Origin of the sequence: Staphylococcus sp. HMSC62B09, assembly GCF_001839115.1 — a bacterium.
GTDB lineage: Bacteria > Bacillota > Bacilli > Staphylococcales > Staphylococcaceae > Staphylococcus > Staphylococcus haemolyticus.
Genome location: NZ_KV840121.1, coordinates 68,815 through 85,877 on the forward strand (window position 1 = coordinate 68,815; position 17,063 = coordinate 85,877).

The following is a 17,063-nucleotide window of genomic DNA, read 5'->3' on the forward strand; positions in this document are numbered from 1 at the left end:
AACATTAATAAGCCACTAGATTCAGTGTTGTTGATAACAACTACGAATTTAGTGGCTTATTTTTGTATCAAAAAGAGTACATCGTATTTGAACAAAAATAAATATTTACTTATGTATAAAAATACTATTGAAATTCACGTCTGTAATCTTTAATATTAATATTAACAACAATGATAATCATTATCGTTTATAACGATTATCATTTTAATACATATAGCAAGATGAGGAGAATTATTAGTGAAGTTTTTATTTAAGGGTTATGTTTTACTTATTTTATTAGTTTGTTTAACTATAGTCTCCTTATTTGTTGGAGTGAGTCAGCTCTCTCTTTCAGATATTTTCCACTTAAGTGAAGAGCAACAAAATATTTTGTTCTCAAGTCGTATTCCACGGACGGTTAGTATCCTACTTTCAGGTAGTTCACTCGCGTTAGCAGGATTAATTATGCAACAGATGATGCAAAATAAATTTGTAAGTCCAACTACGGTAGGAACAATGGAGTGGGCCAAGTTAGGTATTTTGATTTCGCTTATCTTTTTTCCGAAAGGTCACATCCTAATCAAGTTGTTATTTTCAGTAGGATTGAGTTTAGCAGGGACATATTTATTTGTGAAGTTAATTAATTTGATTCGTGTTAAAGAAGTTATATTCGTACCGTTATTAGGAATTATGATAGGTGGTATTGTATCTAGCTTTACTACTTTTATTGCGTTAAGAACCAATGCATTACAAAGTATTGGCAACTGGATGAATGGTAACTTTGCAATTATCACAAGCGGACGTTATGAAGTGCTTTATCTTGTAGTTCCATTACTCATTATCGCATTTATTTTTGCGAATCATTTTACGATTGCTGGTATGGGGAAAGACTTTAGTCATAATTTGGGTGTAAGTTATGAAAAAATTATAAACATTGCATTATTTATTACAGCAGCATTGACGGCTTTAGTTGTTGTTACTGTAGGTACTTTGCCATTTTTAGGTCTCATTGTACCAAATATTATTTCAATGTATAGAGGGGACCATCTGAAAAATGCACTTCCACATACGTTGATGTTAGGGTCAATATTTGTATTATTCGCTGATATCATCGGTAGATTAATCGTTTATCCTTATGAAATTAATATTGGATTGACTATAGGTGTATTTGGGACAGTGATATTCCTAATCTTACTAATGAAAGGTAGAAAGCATTATGCAAATTAGTTCTAACAAGAAAATCATCATATTAATTATTGCGACAATTTGCATGGCAGCATTTTACTTATTAGTAGGTTTAGACTTTGAAATTTTTCAATATCAATTTCAGAGTCGATTAAGAAAATTAATACTTATACTCATTGTTGGTGGTGCTATAGGGGCATCAGTTGTTATATTTCAAGCGATAACAACGAATCGATTATTAACACCATCAATCATGGGTCTCGACTCTGTTTATCTATTTGTAAAAGTGTTGCCAGTTTTTTTAGTCGGTACGCAAGCAGCAGTGGTTACAAATGTGTATTTAAACTTTTTTGTGACGTTAATTACGATGGTCTTATTTTCATTATTGCTTTTTGAAGGCATGTTTAAATTAGGACATTTCTCAGTATATTTCATTTTACTTGTAGGAGTCATCTTAGGAACATTCTTCCGAAGCATTACTAGCTTTATTCAGCTAATCATGGATCCTGAGTCATTCTTAGCGGTTCAAAGTGCCATGTTTGCGAGTTTCGAAGCCTCAAACTCACGATTGGTATTAGTATCTATATGTTTATTGCTTGTCTTAATTATTATTACCGTGATAATGCGTCCATATTTAGATGTACTACTACTTGGAAGAGCACAAGCAATCAATTTAGGTGTTTCTTACGAGACAATGACGCGCTTGCTACTCATATTAGTGGCACTATTAGTTTCTATTTCCACTGCTTTAGTTGGTCCTGTTACATTTTTAGGATTACTAACTGTAAATTTAGCCCATGAATTAATGAAGACATATGAACATAAATATATATTGCCAGCGACGATATTAATTAGTTGGATTAGTTTATTTATGGCGCAATGGGTCGTTGAGAATTTATTTGAAGCGACAACAGAGTTTAGCTTAATCATTGATTTAATCGGTGGAAGTTACTTCATTTACTTACTTGTCAAAAGGAGAAGTGCAAATTGATTGAAATTAAAAATTTAGACAAAGCTATACAGAATAAGCCAATTTTAAAAAATATTAACGTCGACATTCAAAAAGGTAGACTAACATCGCTTATAGGACCTAATGGCGCCGGTAAAAGTACTTTACTGTCTGCTGTTAGTCGTCTGTTTGAGTATGAAAAGGGAGCAATTAAGATTGAAGGTAAAGCTGTCGTAGATTATAAAAATGATGATTTAGCTAAAAAATTAAGTATTTTAAAACAAACAAATCATATAGAAATGAATATAACAGTTGAGCAATTAGTTAATTTTGGTCGATTTCCATATTCAAAAGGTCGTATGAAGAAAGAAGATTATGAACAAGTTGAATATGCACTAGACTTATTACAACTCCAGAATATTCGTCATCGAAACATAAAAACGTTATCTGGTGGTCAAAGACAACGTGCTTATATTGCAATGACAATTGCTCAAGATACAGATTATATATTATTAGATGAACCGTTAAACAACCTAGATATGAAACATTCTGTACAGATTATGCAGACGTTACGTCGCCTCTGTAAAGACTTAAATAAAACGATTGTCATTGTTCTACACGATATAAATTTTGCTTCATGCTATTCAGATGACATCATTGCACTAAAAAATGGTGAAATTGTCAAAGCAGATACAAAAGATAACGTTATACAAGCTGAGATTTTAAAACAATTATACGAGATGGATGTTCATATCGAAGAAATTAGAGGACAACGAATTTGTTTGTATTACGATGAAGACACTTTTGACTCACTTTTATAATTAAATAATTTAACCTGATATTTCAAAGGGGTGATGCTATTCGAAGACGTAGACAAGAGAGAAGTCCAATTGATGCGTAGCATAAAGGTTAAATATTTTTAGAGGAGTCGTACATATGAAAAAAACAGTCTTATTTTTAGTATTATCTTTAGTATTAGTTTTATCAGCTTGTAGTAATGGATCAAGTAGTAACGATTCAGGTTCTAAGAGTGATAGCAAAGATTCAAAAGAAACTGTGAAAATTAAAAATAATTTCGAAGCTTCAGGTAAAGAACAAGATGGTAGTGACGCTAAGAAAGTAAGCAACACTGTTGAAGTTCCTAAAAATCCTAAAAATGCAGTAGTCTTAGATTATGGTGCTTTAGATGTACTTAAAGAATTAGGTGTGGCTGATAAAGTAAAAGGCTTACCAAAAGGTGAAAACAACGAATCATTACCTGATTTCTTAAAAGAATTTAAAGATGATAAATATGTTAACACCGGAAATCTTAAAGAAGTTAATTTCGACAAAGTAGCTGCTGCTAAACCAGAAGTTATATTTATCTCAGGTAGAACGGCAAATCAGAAGAATTTAGATGAATTCAAAAAAGCTGCACCAGACGCTAAAATCGTTTACGTAGGTGCGGATGAGAAAAACTTAGTTAAAGACATGAAGAAAAACACTGAAAACTTAGGTAAAATTTACGACAAAGTAGATAAAGCCAAAGACATTAACGAAGACTTAGATGAAAAAATATCTGAAATGAAAGATGAAACTAAGAAGTTCAATAAAACTGTAATGTATTTATTAGTAAATGAAGGTGAATTATCAACATTTGGTCCTAAAGGTCGATTTGGTGGTTTAGTATTTGATACATTAGGCTTTAAACCAGCAGATAAGAATGTTAGCAATAGTCCACATGGTCAAAACGTAAATAATGAATATATTAGCAAGCATAATCCAGATGTTATTTTAGCAATGGACCGTGGTGAAGTTGTAGGCGGAGAATCAACTGCTAAAAAAGTGTTAAGTAATAATGTTATTAAAGACGTTAAAGCAGTTAAAAATGATAAAGTATATCAATTAGATCCTAAATTATGGTACTTTGCTTCTGGTTCAACTACAACAACTATGAAACAAATTGATGAATTAGAAGAAGTAGTCGATAAATAAATTGATGGTATAAGTTTTCAATATCGCCCAGAATAGGGCGATATTTTTTTAATATTAAGTCTTGCTTTAGTCTTAACAGCGTGTGGTAAAAGCTCTGACGGTAACAATGATACTTCGAAGAAGAATGACAATAAAGACATAGTTCAAATTGAAAATAATTATAAGACAAGAGGCGAGAAAAAAGATAAAAATGATACCAAAGAAATTAAAGAAACTGTTGATGTGCCGAAGAATCCAAAACGTGCAATTGTCTTTGATTATGGTGCCGTTGATGTATTAAAAGCGTTTGGCGTTCGAGACCGCATTATTTTATTGGATTACTTAAAGGTGAGAAAAATACTGCGTTACCTGAATTTCTTTCAGAATTCAAAGATGATAAATACATCAATACTGGTAATTTAATACAAATTAATTTTGATAAAATAGCTAAAGCCAAACCAGAGGTCATTTATATTTCTGGAAGAACAGCAACAGTGAATAATATAGATGAACTTAAAAAAGCTGCACCAGACTAAAATCGTTTATGTTGGTGCCAGTGAGAAAAATTATATAAATGATATGAAATCTGTAACAACTAAATTAGGAAAAATTTATGGTAAAGAAGATAAAGGTAAATCATTAATTGAAGAGTTGAATAAAAAAATAGCGGATACAAAAGCGAAAGTTGAAAAATTAGATAAGAAAGCAATGTATCTTTTAGTTAATGAAGGTAAATTATCTACATTTGGACCAGGTGGTAGATTTGGAGGTTTAATCTACAATACATTAGGATTTAAACCTACAGATGAGCATGTCAAAGCAAGTCCACATGGCCAAAATATTAATAATGAGTATATTACAAGTAAAAATCCTGATATTATCTTAGCAATGGATAGAGGACAAGTTGTAAGTGGCAAATCAAGTGCAAAACAAACGTTATCTAATGATGTAATTAAAGATATAAATGCAGTTAAAAATGGTAATATTTATGAATTAGATCCTAAACTATGGTACTTTAGCGATGGTTCAACTTCAACAACAATCAAACAATTTGATGAGTTAAATCAAAATAATAAAAACGTAAAGTATAAAGGCTTAGTAACAATCTTTCAATCGTTACTAAGCCTTTATTATAATTCAAAATATAAATGATAGTGGAATTTACAACGACTATTAAAATGTGCTTGGCATTTAGGACATAGCTCTGTCATCATATAATCTTGAATAGACATTTCATGTTTACATACACCACACATAATTGCTTTTTGATCAAATTCTTGTTCTGACCATCTTTTGATAGGGTGTGTTTCGTGTTCTTCGTGACATTGATAACACGAATAATATTTATTGCAGCATTTGAATTTTATTGCTATAACATCTAAAAAAGTATGGTAATGTGTGCATCGTGTTTCATTGTCTACAAGTGAGCCATAAACCTTTGGCATCATTCATCGTCTCCCATCAACATATATAGTTGCTATTCTTCAGGATGCTCTCCAATAATACGAACTTCACGATGAAGTTCGACATCGAATTTTTCTTTCACTACTTTTTGTACGTGATGAATTAAATCTTCATAATCAGTAGCTGTTCCATTATCTACATTAACCATGAATCCTGCATGTTTTTTAGAAACTTCTACGCCACCAACGCGATAACCTTGTAAATCTGAATCTTGTATTAATTTTCCTGCAAAATGACCGGGTGGTCTTTGGAACACACTACCACATGATGGGTATTCTAGTGGTTGTTTAGACTCACGACGTTCAGTTAAGTCATCCATCTTCGCTTGAATTTCGTCTAATTTTCCTGGTTCAAGTGTAAAAGCAGCTTCAAGTACAACTAAATGTTGCTTTTGTACAATACTATTTCTGTAATCTAATTCTAATTCTTTATTAGTAAATTGAATTAAATCACCTTCTTCATTAACACAAAGCGCGTAGTCGATACAATCTTTGATTTCACCACCATATGCGCCAGCATTCATGTAAACAGCTCCTCCGACAGAACCTGGAATGCCACAAGCAAATTCTAAACCTGTTAACACATGATCTCTAGCAGCACGTGAAACATCGATAATTGCAGCACCGCTTCCAGCAATAATAGCATCATCAGAAACATTAATATGCTTTAATGATAATAAGCTAATAACAATACCACGAATGCCGCCTTCACGAATAATAATGTTTGACCCATTTCCGAGGTATGTGACCGGGACATCTTTTTCTTTAGCGTATCTTACAATAGCTTGTACATCCTCATTTTTAGTGGGAGATAAATAAAAGTCTGCATTTCCACCTGTCTCGGTGTATGTATATCGTTTTAAAGGTTCATTTACTTTAATAATATCTTCAGGTATTAAGGATTTTAAATCTTGTAAGATGTCTTCTTGCTTTAACATAAGTACATCCTTTCTTCTCTTCTATAATCTAATCTTTATTATAGCAATTTTATAGATGATTTGCGAAAACGACAACAGAATTCAAAGTTTTACAACTTTTGAAATATATCTTCAAAGTATTTCTGTTTTTGATTTTCGTATGGTCTTATATAATTAACATGTTGGATAATAGAAGTCTTTTTTTCTGAAAAGTGACGTGCTATATCTGATTGTGTTGCAAGCACTTTGTCTACTTCAATATACTGTTCGAATAAGGGTGTGTCCATTTGAATAATGTGTAGGCGAATGGTTTGTCTCAAATCAATCATATTATTGAATTTAGCCATCATAACTTTCTTCTTATAGGGGTGATGGAGACGATAAAAGCCTAAATAATTTAATCGTTTCTCATCTAGAGCTGTGATATCATGTAAATTATTTACACCAACTAAAACATCTAAAATGGGCTCAGTTGCATAATTAAAATGACTTGTGCCTCCAATATGTTGCGTGAACTTTACAGGAGAATCTAGTAAGTTGAATAATGATGTTTTGGTTGTTTGATATAATGTGTCATATTCAGATTGAGTGTCGCCATGAATAAAAGGTTGAACGGTTGAGTACATTCGTATCTCCTTTAAATTATAAGTTTTGACAAATTCTGAAATACTATAACACAAATCATTTTCAATATAAATAGCTTTAGGTATAATACGTGTTGATAGGAGTGCATTTATGAAGAAATTAGCAATACTTTCTATAATGTTGATATGTGGCATATTGCTCTCATCGTGTGGCAATCAAAGTAGCGCGGACTTAAAGGATTTTCAAACACAACTTAATAAGGTTGAAGATGAGAAGAAAGATCTTAAAACTGTAATGGACAAGATTCACTTGAAACAATTGGATCAATTGAGCAAGACGGACACCACTGATAAGAATAAAAGAGAGTTTGAAGCACTACAGAAAGATATTAACAAACACTTAATTCCTCAATTTAAAAAATATGAAAAGTCAGCTAAACAATTACCAGCTGAACATCAAGATGTTAAAGACTTAAAGAACAAGTACTTAGAAAATGTAAAACAGGAAAAACAATCTATATATGATATTAAAACCTTTGTAGATTTATGTAATAAGTCAATTAAGGCGAATGAAGATATCTTGGATTATACAAAGTTATTTGAAAGTAATCGCTCACAAGTAGAAACGCAAATTAAAAAGTCAACTAATCAAGAAGATGCCAATCAGTTAACATCTAAAATTGAAAGTAACAATCAAAATCTTAAAGAAGCTGCACAAAAATACTTAGAAAGTGATGATACTAATTCTAAGAAAGCAATTGACGAACATATTAAACCGTTAATTGAGAAGCAAATTACAGAATTAAACCAAACCAATATTACTGATCCAAAAGTCAACAGTGCTCGCAAAAATGCGATTGAAATGTATTATAATTTACTGAATTACTATGACACGCGAGAAACTACCATTGAAATAGAGAAAAAACTTTCTAAAATTGATGTAGAAAAGTTACCGAAAACGGGTAAAGAATTAAGTAAGGATAATAGTGGCTTTTACGAAGATTTGAAAAAGTTAAAAAAGCAATAGATAGACATAGTTGATAAAATTAAAATTTTTGGTTAACAATGGACTTTGAAATGTGTATAATTGAACCCATTGAGTAGTTTATAAAGATTATAAAGAGCAACATGGGCATAAATAATTTTAGAGGTGAATAGAATGGCTATAAAGCTGAGTTCGATTGACCAGTTTGAGCAAGTACTTAAAGATAATAAATATGTATTTGTATTAAAACATAGTGATACTTGTCCAATCTCAGCAGATGCATACGATCAATTTAATAAATTTTTATATGAAAGAGATATGGATGGCTATTACTTAGTCGTTCAAGAAGAAAGAAAACTTTCTGACTATATCGCTGAAAAGACAAATGTGAAACATGAATCGCCACAAGCATTCTATTTTATTGATGGTGAAGCAACTTGGAATGCTAGTCACAGTGATATTAATGTATCTTCATTAGCTCAAGCTGAAGAATAATAACTATCAACAATTAAAAATAGTAAACGCGTTTAAATTAAAAATAATAGTTTAGACTGCATTATAAAGTGCAGTAGCTGACAGATCTGAGAGACTGGCCACACAATGGCTTCTCAGCTCTAGTCATCCATGCAGGAGTGGGCAATGAATTCTAGATGAATTCCGTGTCACTCCTGTTTTTATTTATCTATTTGCAACAGCTATTATTATGAAAAGTAGAGACAACCCATGTATAATGTGAAAGTGAAGTCGAATGTATAACATCTAAATCAATATATAAATAAAGAAAATGGCATGAGGTGATTAACAGATGAAAATATTAGTAGCAATGGATGAATTTAACGGTATAATCTCAAGTTATCAAGCGAATCGCTTCGTTGAAGAAGCGGTAGCCAGTCAAATTGAAGATGCTGATATTGTACAAGTGCCATTATTTAATGGGCGTCATGAACTAATGGATTCGGTGTTCTTATGGCAATCAGGTACGAAATATAGAGTAAATGTGCATGATGCGGATATGAAGGAAGTCGAAACAGTTTATGGTCAAACTGAACAAGGATTAACTATAATTGAGGGGAATTTATTTGTAAAAGGACAAAAACCGGTTGAACAACGTTCAAGTTACGGTCTAGGAGAAGTAATTATAGATGCACTGAATAATGGAGCCTATAACATTGTTATTTCACTTGGTGGCATCGATAGTTTCGATGGTGGTATTGGGATGATGCAAGCTTTAGGTGCTCAATTCTATAATGATGAAGGAGAACTTCTAGATGCACGTAAAGGTGCTCAAGTGATTAAATTTATTCGTCGAATAGATTTTTCTGCAATACCTCAAAATTTCAAAGATGCACATATTAAATTGATGTCTGATTTTTCTAGTAAATTATATGGTAAGCATAGTGAAATTATGAAGACTTATGAAACACATCAAATGACACGAGAAAAAGCGGCAGAAATAGATAATTTAATTTGGTACTTCAGTGAGCTTGTTAAAAATGAAATGAAAATTGCTATGGGCCCTATCGAAAGAGGTGGCGCTGGTGGTGGTATTGCAGCATTATTAAATGGATTGTACGATGCTGAAATATTAACAAGTCATGAATTGGTTAACCAAATAACACATTTAGATGATTTAGTTTCTCAGGCGGATTTAATCATCTTTGGTGAAGGTGTTAAAGAAGAGGATCACTTACTTGAAACAACGACTTTAACGATTGCAGAATTAGCACAAAAACATAGTAAACCTGCTATTGCTATTTGTGCGACTGATGACAAATTTGATGTCTTTGATCAGTACCATGTTACAGCAATGTTTAATACTTTCGTTGAGATGCCAGAAAGATACACAGACTTTAAAATGGGCATACAAATTCGACACTTTACTGTTCAAGCACTTAGATTATTAAAAACGACATTAAATAATGCATAAATGAATAACTAACAAAAGGCAAACCGCAATTACCTATATAAGCATGGTAATTGTGGTTTGCCTTATTCATTAAGTTTATTTATGGTGATGTGTGACTTCTTGAGCAATACCAATGATGACTTGCACTGCTTTCTCCATTACATCGATAGATGCATATTCAAAAGGTCCATGGAAATTACCGCAACCTGTAAATATATTAGGAGCTGGTAAGCCTTTAAATGATAATTGTGAACCATCTGTTCCACCACGAATAGGTGCAGTGTTTGGTTCTATACTTAAATCATTGAACACTTTTTTAGGAATATCAATAATATATGGATGTGGTTCAATCTTTTCAGCCATATTATAATATTGATCTTCTATATCTACTTTCACTGGGAAATCTTCATAATGGACATTAATATCGTCACGAATTTCTAATAATTTTTTCTTACGTAATTCGAATGATTCTCTATCATGATCACGAATGATATATTGTAACGTTGCTTTCTCAACATTACCTTCGAATTTCATCAAATGATAAAATCCCTCATAGCCTTCCGTACGTTCAGGAACTTCGCCAGCGGGTAGTAGACTATGAAATTGATGGCCTAATGAGATAGCATTGACCATGATGTTTTTAGCAGATCCTGGATGGACATTCACACCATGTGTAGTTATCTTAGCCTCAGCGGCATTAAAACTTTCAAATTGTAATTCTCCAAATTCACTGCCGTCCATTGTATAAGCGAAATCTGCATTGAAACGTTCCACATCGAATTTATGAGGACCTCGTCCAATTTCTTCGTCTGGCGTGAATGCGATACGGATTCGACCATGCTTGATTTCTGGGTGTTCTATTAAACATTTTACTGCTTCCATGATTTCGACAACTCCAGCTTTATCATCTGCACCTAACAGTGATGTGCCGTCAGTAATCATTAGCGTATGACCTACAAGTTTTTTTAATTCTGGAAAAGTTTCTTGACTCAATACTCGACCAGTATCACCTAATTTAATTGTTTTACCATCATATTGTTCTACAATTTGCGGATTCACGTTGCTGGCATTAAAATCTGGTGATGTATCAACATGTGCCAGGAACCCAACGGTAGGGACGTCGAAAGATACATTGCTTTCTAACGTCGCAAATAAATATCCATTGTCGTCGAGATCCGTTTCTAAGCCAAAACCTTCAAGTTCTTGTTGTAATAAACGCAATAAATCCCATTGCTTCTCAGTTGAAGGTGTGGTTGAAGATTCCGGATTAGATTGTGTATCGATTTTTACGTAACGTGATAATCTATCTATAAGCTGTGCTTTCATAGCAAAACATCCCCTTAGACTCTATTATTCATATTATAAGATTTTCTATATGTTTTACCTTTAATTTTATCATAATACTGCTTTATACGTGTGTAAATATAGTAGAGGATTTCTGCTACTAAAATGCCGAATGCGATTGAACCAGAAATAAGTGTAACTTCTAAGAAAGTATTCACTGCTTGCGTATAATCATTTGAGACTAGATAACGTGTTGCTTCATATGCAGTTCCACCTGGAACAAGTGGAATAATTCCGGGCACTATAAAAATGATAACAGGGTGCTTATAACGACGACTCATAACATGGCTAAGTAACCCGAGTATTAAACTTCCTAGAAATGAGGCACCTACTTTTCCTAAATCCATATCTACAGTGAATTGATAAATTGTCCATGCTACAGCACCTACAAAACCACATGCTGCGAGTAGTCGCTTCGGTGCATTAAAAATAATTGAGAAGAGTACTGTAGAAATGAAACTAATAGTAAAATGGAATAAATAAAATAACATTTATAAACAGCCTTTCTTAAATAATTAGTAAAACGATGGCTACACCAGCACCGATGGCGAATGAAGTTAATGCAGCTTCCACGCCTCTAGACATTCCAGCTATTAATTCACCAGCCATTAAATCTCGAATTGCATTACAGATTAATATACCAGGTACAAGTGGCATTACACTTGAAATGGTAATGATATTTTGATTCGTGGCAATACCAAGTTTGGTAAATGTGGCTGCAATCGTGATGACGACAGCGGAAGCAACGAATTCTGAGAAGAATTTAATTTTAATAAAACGCTGTACTAAACTAAAAGTTAGAAAAGCAGCTCCACCAGCTATAACAGCAATCCAGCAGTCAGATGCTACACCGCCAAACATGAATAAAAAGAATCCGCAGGCAATTGCAGCAGCAAAAAAGTTTAGTAAAAATGAATATTGCAATGATGCTCGGCGCAAATGAATTAATTCAGATTTTGCTTCATCAATGGTTAATTCATTTCTGGAAATTTTTCTAGATAAACTATTAGTGAGTGCGATTTTTTCTAAATCTGTAGTACGTTCACGGATTCTAATAAGTCGTGTATTTGTTCGATCATTGAGTGAAAAGATAATGGCTGTTGATGTTACAAAGCTATATGTATCATGTAAACCATAACTATGAGCTATACGATTCATCGTATCTTCAACACGATAAGTTTCCGCACCAGCTTCTAGAAGAATTCTACCAGCTATTAAAACTACATCAATCACTTTATTTTCATCGATAATAGTGATTGAATCTGACATAAACGGCACCTCCGTAACATTAGATAGTTGAATTTATTTCAATAGACAATTTGAAGTGTACAACTTGCACATACAACTTGCAATAGTACGTTTAGTATTCATACCACATCTAGGCCGTTGCTAACATGAAATTAAGTATAATTACATATAAAAAGTCAACATATTTAGATAACCAGATATCTTAATAATTTGGTTAATCAATATGTTGACTTTTTTTACGTTTCTATAATTAAATGATTGGATTAAACATCACTTGATTACGACCTTCATTCTTAGCAACGTGAACCATATCATCGGCATCTTTGAAGACTTTTCGTTGTGATTTATGGTCATCTTGCGATAGGTAACCTACACCAATAGAGACAGATAATTTTATGACTTCCTTATTTGGTAAGTGGAATGAAGACTTTTCAACACCTGTTCGAATATTTTCAGCTAATTTAACGCTTTGATCCAATGAGTAATTACGAATCACAACTGAAAATTCTTCGCCACCATTACGAAAAATTTGAAACTGCTTTGGTACATAATTCTTTAATAACTGTGACATTTGTTTGAGCACAGCATCTCCAGATTTATGTGAATACGTATCATTTACATCTTTAAAACCATCTATATCAATTAATAATAAGGCAAGACTTTCATTTTTATCCTCAGCAATCTGAGATACATGATTTAAATGTCTATCAAATTCTTTTACATTACCTAGTCCAGTAAGATAGTCAAACTTATCTTCATTCTCATAGCGTGTGACTAATGAAAAGAAGTGCCACATATCAACAAATGTAATTGCAGAAGCGATGGTTAAAACGAATGAAATTGGGACTAAAAATGCGATTTCAGTAAGATCATATAGCGGACTAAAGATAGATAAAATAAGTAAAATAATAACACTAATCAAATTTAAAACGACTAAAGCTACAATGTCATTTTGTTTTAAAAAAGGTCCAACCATACTTACAATGATACCTATTACTATAAGTACTACACCATAAAGAAGTGAGTTTCCGAATGCGAACACTTCTACTAAAGCAACGATAACTGCCGATACAAGTGTATAGCCCATATTAGTAAAGCGTCCTAAAAATAACAATGGGACAAATGTTAAATGAACTAAATACTCTTGATGGAATGGAATTGGATAAGCTGCAAGTAGCAATGCAACAATCGTCATTAATACAGTGACATAGCCTTTTGAAAAGACCATTATTTTATTTTCGGAATATTGTAATCGATGAAATAAATAAATGCCAGCTACCATAACTGCAACATTATAAATGATAGATTCAATCATATTGGAATCGACTCCTTTAATTTAACCATTAGTTATTGTAAGTGAAAACTTACCATTTGTCATTAAGTTGTATCAGATAACATAAATAAAATAGATAGAATATTTGAACTTTTATATTCAAATGAATACTGAAATGATATGATATAAATTGATTATCTTTACAAAAAATTTACAATTAATTAAAAATAAAGATTAATTTGAAGAAATAGGGTAAAATAGTTGAAGTTTAATGAACTATTTAAAGAATAGTTAGTAAATTACAACTATAGTCCAATACAAAATTGATTCGAAAATTGTTTAAATAGAATGAATAGATAACTTGCAAATGTGTAAAATTAAAAGAGATTTATTGAAGGTGAACTGATGTATACTTTACTACTTATTGCTGTAACATTGGTAATCAGTTTAATATTAACACCTATGATTATAAAGGTCTCTATTAAATTTGATTTAGTAGATAGGCCAAATTTTAGAAAAGTACATACAAAACCAGTTTCAGTATTGGGTGGTACTGTTATACTACTTTCTTTCTTAATAGGAATCTGGCTTGGACATCCGATTGAAAGAGAAGTTAAGCCCTTAGTTATGGGGGCTATAGTTATGTATTTAGTAGGATTAATTGATGATATTTATGATTTAAAGCCTATTTTAAAGTTAATTGGTCAAATTGTCGCAGCTTCAATCGTAGCATTTTATGGAATTACAATAGATTTTATTTCGTTTCCTATGGGCCCGACAATTCATTTTGGAATATTAAGTATACCGATTACCATTATTTGGATTGTGGCGATAACTAATGCTATCAATTTAATTGATGGTTTAGACGGACTGGCTTCTGGAGTATCTGCAATTGGTCTTATTACAATTGCTTTTATTGCGATTTTACAGGCTAATGTATTTATTATTATGATTTGTAGTGTACTAATAGGATCATTATTAGGATTTCTATGTTTCAACTTTCACCCAGCTAAGATCTTTTTAGGGGATAGTGGTGCACTACTGATAGGATTTATCATTGGTTTTCTATCCTTACTTGGCTTTAAGAACATCACATTTATTTCATTGTTTTTCCCAATTGTGATTTTAGCTGTACCATTTATTGATACGTTATTTGCAATGATTCGAAGAATGCGAAATGGTCAGCATATTATGCAAGCAGATAAGTCGCATTTGCATCATAAACTTTTAGCTTTAGGATATAGCCATAGACAAACAGTATTATTAATTTATTCAATAGCGATTTTATTTAGTTTATCAAGTATCATTTTATACTTATCTCAACCTTTAGGTGTACTCATAATGTTCATTTTAATTGTTATCACAATTGAATTGATTGTTGAATTTACAGGTTTGATTGATGATAGTTACCGTCCGATACTTAATTTAATAACAAAAAAGAATGAACAACATCACGGTGATAATGGTGTAGATCAACATGATAAAAAATAAAGCCTTGTTTGTAATAACTACTTAAATGATTAGGTAGTGTTATACAAACAAGGTTTTTTATTAATTAGTGGGTATATCAAATGGTAATTTCTTTACGTCTGCTTCATGCAATTCGAAATTACCAGCTGTGTTCTTATTTAAAAATGCAATAAAGTCATCATATTCAGTTTGTACGACATCAATTTGATAACTAACCTTATCGGTATAAGTGGTATCTCTTAGTAAGTACGTTGTAGAGGCCAATTCATATTCTAACTTTCCAGTTAAATCATAATTGATAGTCACGGTAGTAGGAATAGCATCACGTAGTTCTACACGTCCTACATCATAAATGATGTCGCTAACAGCACCACTATATGCCCGTATAAGTCCGCCACCACCAAGTTTAATACCCCCAAAGTATCGAGTAACAACGACACAAACATTATGTACATCTAATTTTTTTAATATATCAAGCATAGGGACACCCGCAGTGCCACTTGGTTCACCATCATCATTGGCTTTCTGAATATTCATTTGATCACCAACTGTATAAGCTGAACAGTTATGCGTAGCCTCTTTATGTTGCTGCTTAATTTCGTTTATGAATGCTTTAGCTTCATCCTCTGATGAAACAGGTTTGATGTGTGCGATGAATCTAGATTTATTAATGACATTTTCAATCGAATGTTCCTGTTTAATCGTAATAATATGATTGCTCAAAGATGTTCACCTCCAATATATAAAAAGAATATTTGACCTTTATTATACACGCTTCATTTTAAATGAATAAATATCTGATTATGAATTTCTTTTTCAATAAAAATAATTTATAATAGCTTTGAGTATAATTGAGGAGGACTACTATGAAAATCGCATTAATGGCAGATTCAACTGGGTATCTACCACAAGACTTTATGGACCAATATGAGATACCTATTGCACCATTAAGTGTTACATTTGATGATGGAGAAACGTTTACTGAGAATGATAACGTACCAATTGAACGTTTTTATAATAAAATGGCCTCATCTAAAACATTCCCAACAACAAGTCAACCGGCTATTGGGGAATGGATTGAGAATTATGAGAAGTTAAGAGATAAAGGCTACACTGATATTATTGTGATTGCTTTATCAAGTGGTATAAGTGGCAGCTATCAATCAGCTACACAAGCTGGAGAAATGGTAGAAGGTGTCAATGTTCATACGTTTGATAGTAAATTGGCAGCGATGATTGAAGGAAGTTATACAATCTATGCTAAAGAACTCATTGACAAAGGATTTACACCAGAAGTAATTATTGAAGAATTACAAGAAATCCGAGAACAAGCTGGCGCTTACTTAATTGTTGATGATCTTAAGAATTTACAAAAAAGTGGACGTATAACTGGTGCTCAAGCATGGGTTGGAACATTATTAAAAATGAAACCTGTACTTCGTTTCGAAAAAGATGGCAAAATTCATCCTTTTGAAAGGGTACGTACTAAAAAACGTGCACTTAATACATTAGAAAAGAATATCTTTGAAATTATTAAAGACATTGATGAAGTGACCGTTTTTGTAATCAATGGTGATAAAATTGATGAAGGTAAAGACTTTTATAACCATTTAAAAGAGACATATCCAAACATCAATATCCAGTATTCAGAATTTGGACCAGTTATTGCATCTCACCTTGGTTCAGGCGGATTAGGTTTAGGATATTTCCCAAGAAAAATCGAAATTAATTAATTGTTTATAATTTAAGTCTAAAAGCGTTTAAGAAAGTATTGTTTATCACATAGTGTTTCAATACTTTTTTTAAC

The 17,063-nt window shown here is 32.2% G+C and carries 17 protein-coding genes and 1 pseudogene; 10 read left to right on the plus strand and 8 right to left on the minus strand.

From position 1 onward, the window contains the following. Positions 1–237: 237 nt before the first annotated feature. The 5 genes and pseudogenes from HMPREF3265_RS03735 to HMPREF3265_RS03755 form a co-directional block, all read left to right on the plus strand. Positions 238–1,206 carry an ABC transporter permease gene (locus tag HMPREF3265_RS03735; protein WP_037548531.1) on the plus strand — a complete coding sequence of 323 codons (969 nt, stop codon included), beginning with the start codon at positions 238–240 and terminating at the stop codon, positions 1,204–1,206. After that, on the plus strand, positions 1,196–2,155 hold the full coding sequence (locus HMPREF3265_RS03740) for an iron chelate uptake ABC transporter family permease subunit (RefSeq protein ID WP_037548534.1): 960 nt from the start codon (positions 1,196–1,198) through the stop codon (positions 2,153–2,155). The genes HMPREF3265_RS03735 and HMPREF3265_RS03740 overlap by 11 nt, the downstream gene beginning before the upstream one ends. Continuing rightward, a complete protein-coding gene (locus HMPREF3265_RS03745; RefSeq protein ID WP_037548537.1) occupies positions 2,152–2,934 on the plus strand; it encodes an iron ABC transporter ATP-binding protein in 783 nt (260 codons plus the stop codon). The genes HMPREF3265_RS03740 and HMPREF3265_RS03745 overlap by 4 nt, the downstream gene beginning before the upstream one ends. A gap of 115 nt (positions 2,935–3,049) precedes the next feature. Continuing rightward, positions 3,050–4,087: a ferrated catecholamine ABC transporter substrate-binding lipoprotein SstD gene (locus HMPREF3265_RS03750; protein WP_037548541.1), complete on the plus strand. Its 1,038-nt coding sequence runs from the start codon at positions 3,050–3,052 to the stop codon at positions 4,085–4,087. 42 nt (positions 4,088–4,129) lie between these two features. Beyond that, positions 4,130–5,134, plus strand: a pseudogene (locus HMPREF3265_RS03755) (siderophore ABC transporter substrate-binding protein); the annotation flags it as partial. A gap of 62 nt (positions 5,135–5,196) precedes the next feature. Here the strand turns inward: HMPREF3265_RS03755 and HMPREF3265_RS03760 are convergent. The 3 genes from HMPREF3265_RS03760 to HMPREF3265_RS03770 form a co-directional block, all read right to left on the minus strand. Continuing rightward, positions 5,197–5,511, minus strand: a complete 315-nt coding sequence (locus tag HMPREF3265_RS03760; RefSeq protein ID WP_037549153.1) for a CHY zinc finger protein — start codon at positions 5,509–5,511, stop codon at positions 5,197–5,199. 32 nt (positions 5,512–5,543) lie between these two features. Continuing rightward, on the minus strand, positions 5,544–6,467 hold the full coding sequence (gene murB, locus HMPREF3265_RS03765; protein WP_037548545.1) for a UDP-N-acetylmuramate dehydrogenase: 924 nt from the start codon (positions 6,465–6,467) through the stop codon (positions 5,544–5,546). A gap of 89 nt (positions 6,468–6,556) precedes the next feature. After that, a complete protein-coding gene (locus HMPREF3265_RS03770; RefSeq protein ID WP_037549157.1) occupies positions 6,557–7,072 on the minus strand; it encodes a GrpB family protein in 516 nt (171 codons plus the stop codon). Positions 7,073–7,181: 109 nt separating this feature from the next. Here HMPREF3265_RS03770 and HMPREF3265_RS03775 point away from each other — a divergent pair, with 109 nt between their 5' ends. The 3 genes from HMPREF3265_RS03775 to HMPREF3265_RS03785 all read left to right on the plus strand — a co-directional run bounded on the left by HMPREF3265_RS03775 (position 7,182) and on the right by HMPREF3265_RS03785 (position 9,942). After that, a complete protein-coding gene (locus HMPREF3265_RS03775; RefSeq protein WP_037548548.1) occupies positions 7,182–8,057 on the plus strand; it encodes an EMYY motif lipoprotein in 876 nt (291 codons plus the stop codon). Between the two features lie 132 nt (positions 8,058–8,189). Continuing rightward, complete coding sequence (gene ytxJ / locus HMPREF3265_RS03780) at positions 8,190–8,510, plus strand: bacillithiol system redox-active protein YtxJ (RefSeq protein WP_011276412.1); 321 nt, start codon at positions 8,190–8,192, stop codon at positions 8,508–8,510. 310 nt (positions 8,511–8,820) lie between these two features. Further along, complete coding sequence (locus tag HMPREF3265_RS03785; RefSeq protein WP_037548565.1) at positions 8,821–9,942, plus strand: glycerate kinase; 1,122 nt, start codon at positions 8,821–8,823, stop codon at positions 9,940–9,942. A 75-nt stretch (positions 9,943–10,017) separates the two neighbouring features. Here the strand turns inward: HMPREF3265_RS03785 and pepT are convergent, their stop codons facing one another. The 4 genes from pepT to HMPREF3265_RS03805 form a co-directional block, all read right to left on the minus strand. Continuing rightward, positions 10,018–11,247, minus strand: a complete 1,230-nt coding sequence (gene pepT, locus HMPREF3265_RS03790) for a peptidase T (protein WP_053035994.1) — start codon at positions 11,245–11,247, stop codon at positions 10,018–10,020. Positions 11,248–11,261: 14 nt separating this feature from the next. After that, a complete protein-coding gene (locus HMPREF3265_RS03795) occupies positions 11,262–11,756 on the minus strand; it encodes a threonine/serine exporter family protein (protein WP_037548592.1) in 495 nt (164 codons plus the stop codon). A 16-nt stretch (positions 11,757–11,772) separates the two neighbouring features. Next, positions 11,773–12,534, minus strand: coding sequence for a threonine/serine exporter family protein (locus HMPREF3265_RS03800; RefSeq protein WP_037548609.1), 762 nt, complete (start codon positions 12,532–12,534; stop codon positions 11,773–11,775). A gap of 229 nt (positions 12,535–12,763) precedes the next feature. Further along, positions 12,764–13,828: a GGDEF domain-containing protein GdpS gene (locus HMPREF3265_RS03805; protein ID WP_037548627.1), complete on the minus strand. Its 1,065-nt coding sequence runs from the start codon at positions 13,826–13,828 to the stop codon at positions 12,764–12,766. Positions 13,829–14,191: 363 nt separating this feature from the next. Between HMPREF3265_RS03805 and HMPREF3265_RS03810 the strand changes: the two genes are divergently transcribed. Beyond that, positions 14,192–15,277, plus strand: coding sequence for a glycosyltransferase family 4 protein (locus HMPREF3265_RS03810; RefSeq protein WP_037548644.1), 1,086 nt, complete (start codon positions 14,192–14,194; stop codon positions 15,275–15,277). Between the two features lie 60 nt (positions 15,278–15,337). On the opposite strand, the gene HMPREF3265_RS03815 is transcribed toward HMPREF3265_RS03810, so the two are convergent. Next, entirely contained in the window at positions 15,338–15,979 is a 642-nt protein-coding gene (locus HMPREF3265_RS03815; protein WP_070861053.1) for a YigZ family protein, read from the minus strand. Between the two features lie 143 nt (positions 15,980–16,122). On the opposite strand from HMPREF3265_RS03815, the gene fakB1 reads away from it, so the two are divergent. Continuing rightward, on the plus strand, positions 16,123–16,989 hold the full coding sequence (fakB1, locus tag HMPREF3265_RS03820) for a fatty acid kinase binding subunit FakB1 (protein WP_037548680.1): 867 nt from the start codon (positions 16,123–16,125) through the stop codon (positions 16,987–16,989). Positions 16,990–17,063 lie beyond the last annotated feature (74 nt).

Bases quoted from the DNA above. Each gene is read 5' to 3' on its own strand.
- fakB1 (WP_037548680.1), top strand. From the start codon at position 16,123: ATGAAAATCGCATTAATGGCAGATTCAACTGGGTATCTACCACAAGAC.
- HMPREF3265_RS03785 (WP_037548565.1), top strand. From the start codon at position 8,821: ATGAAAATATTAGTAGCAATGGATGAATTTAACGGTATAATCTCAAGT.
- HMPREF3265_RS03805 (WP_037548627.1), bottom strand. From the start codon at position 13,828: ATGATTGAATCTATCATTTATAATGTTGCAGTTATGGTAGCTGGCATT.
- HMPREF3265_RS03760 (WP_037549153.1), bottom strand. From the start codon at position 5,511: ATGCCAAAGGTTTATGGCTCACTTGTAGACAATGAAACACGATGCACA.
- murB (WP_037548545.1), bottom strand. From the start codon at position 6,467: ATGTTAAAGCAAGAAGACATCTTACAAGATTTAAAATCCTTAATACCT.
- HMPREF3265_RS03810 (WP_037548644.1), top strand. From the start codon at position 14,192: ATGTATACTTTACTACTTATTGCTGTAACATTGGTAATCAGTTTAATA.
- HMPREF3265_RS03750 (WP_037548541.1), top strand. From the start codon at position 3,050: ATGAAAAAAACAGTCTTATTTTTAGTATTATCTTTAGTATTAGTTTTA.
- HMPREF3265_RS03770 (WP_037549157.1), bottom strand. From the start codon at position 7,072: ATGTACTCAACCGTTCAACCTTTTATTCATGGCGACACTCAATCTGAA.
- pepT (WP_053035994.1), bottom strand. From the start codon at position 11,247: ATGAAAGCACAGCTTATAGATAGATTATCACGTTACGTAAAAATCGAT.
- HMPREF3265_RS03775 (WP_037548548.1), top strand. From the start codon at position 7,182: ATGAAGAAATTAGCAATACTTTCTATAATGTTGATATGTGGCATATTG.
- HMPREF3265_RS03800 (WP_037548609.1), bottom strand. From the start codon at position 12,534: ATGTCAGATTCAATCACTATTATCGATGAAAATAAAGTGATTGATGTA.
- HMPREF3265_RS03740 (WP_037548534.1), top strand. From the start codon at position 1,196: ATGCAAATTAGTTCTAACAAGAAAATCATCATATTAATTATTGCGACA.
- HMPREF3265_RS03795 (WP_037548592.1), bottom strand. From the start codon at position 11,756: ATGTTATTTTATTTATTCCATTTTACTATTAGTTTCATTTCTACAGTA.
- ytxJ (WP_011276412.1), top strand. From the start codon at position 8,190: ATGGCTATAAAGCTGAGTTCGATTGACCAGTTTGAGCAAGTACTTAAA.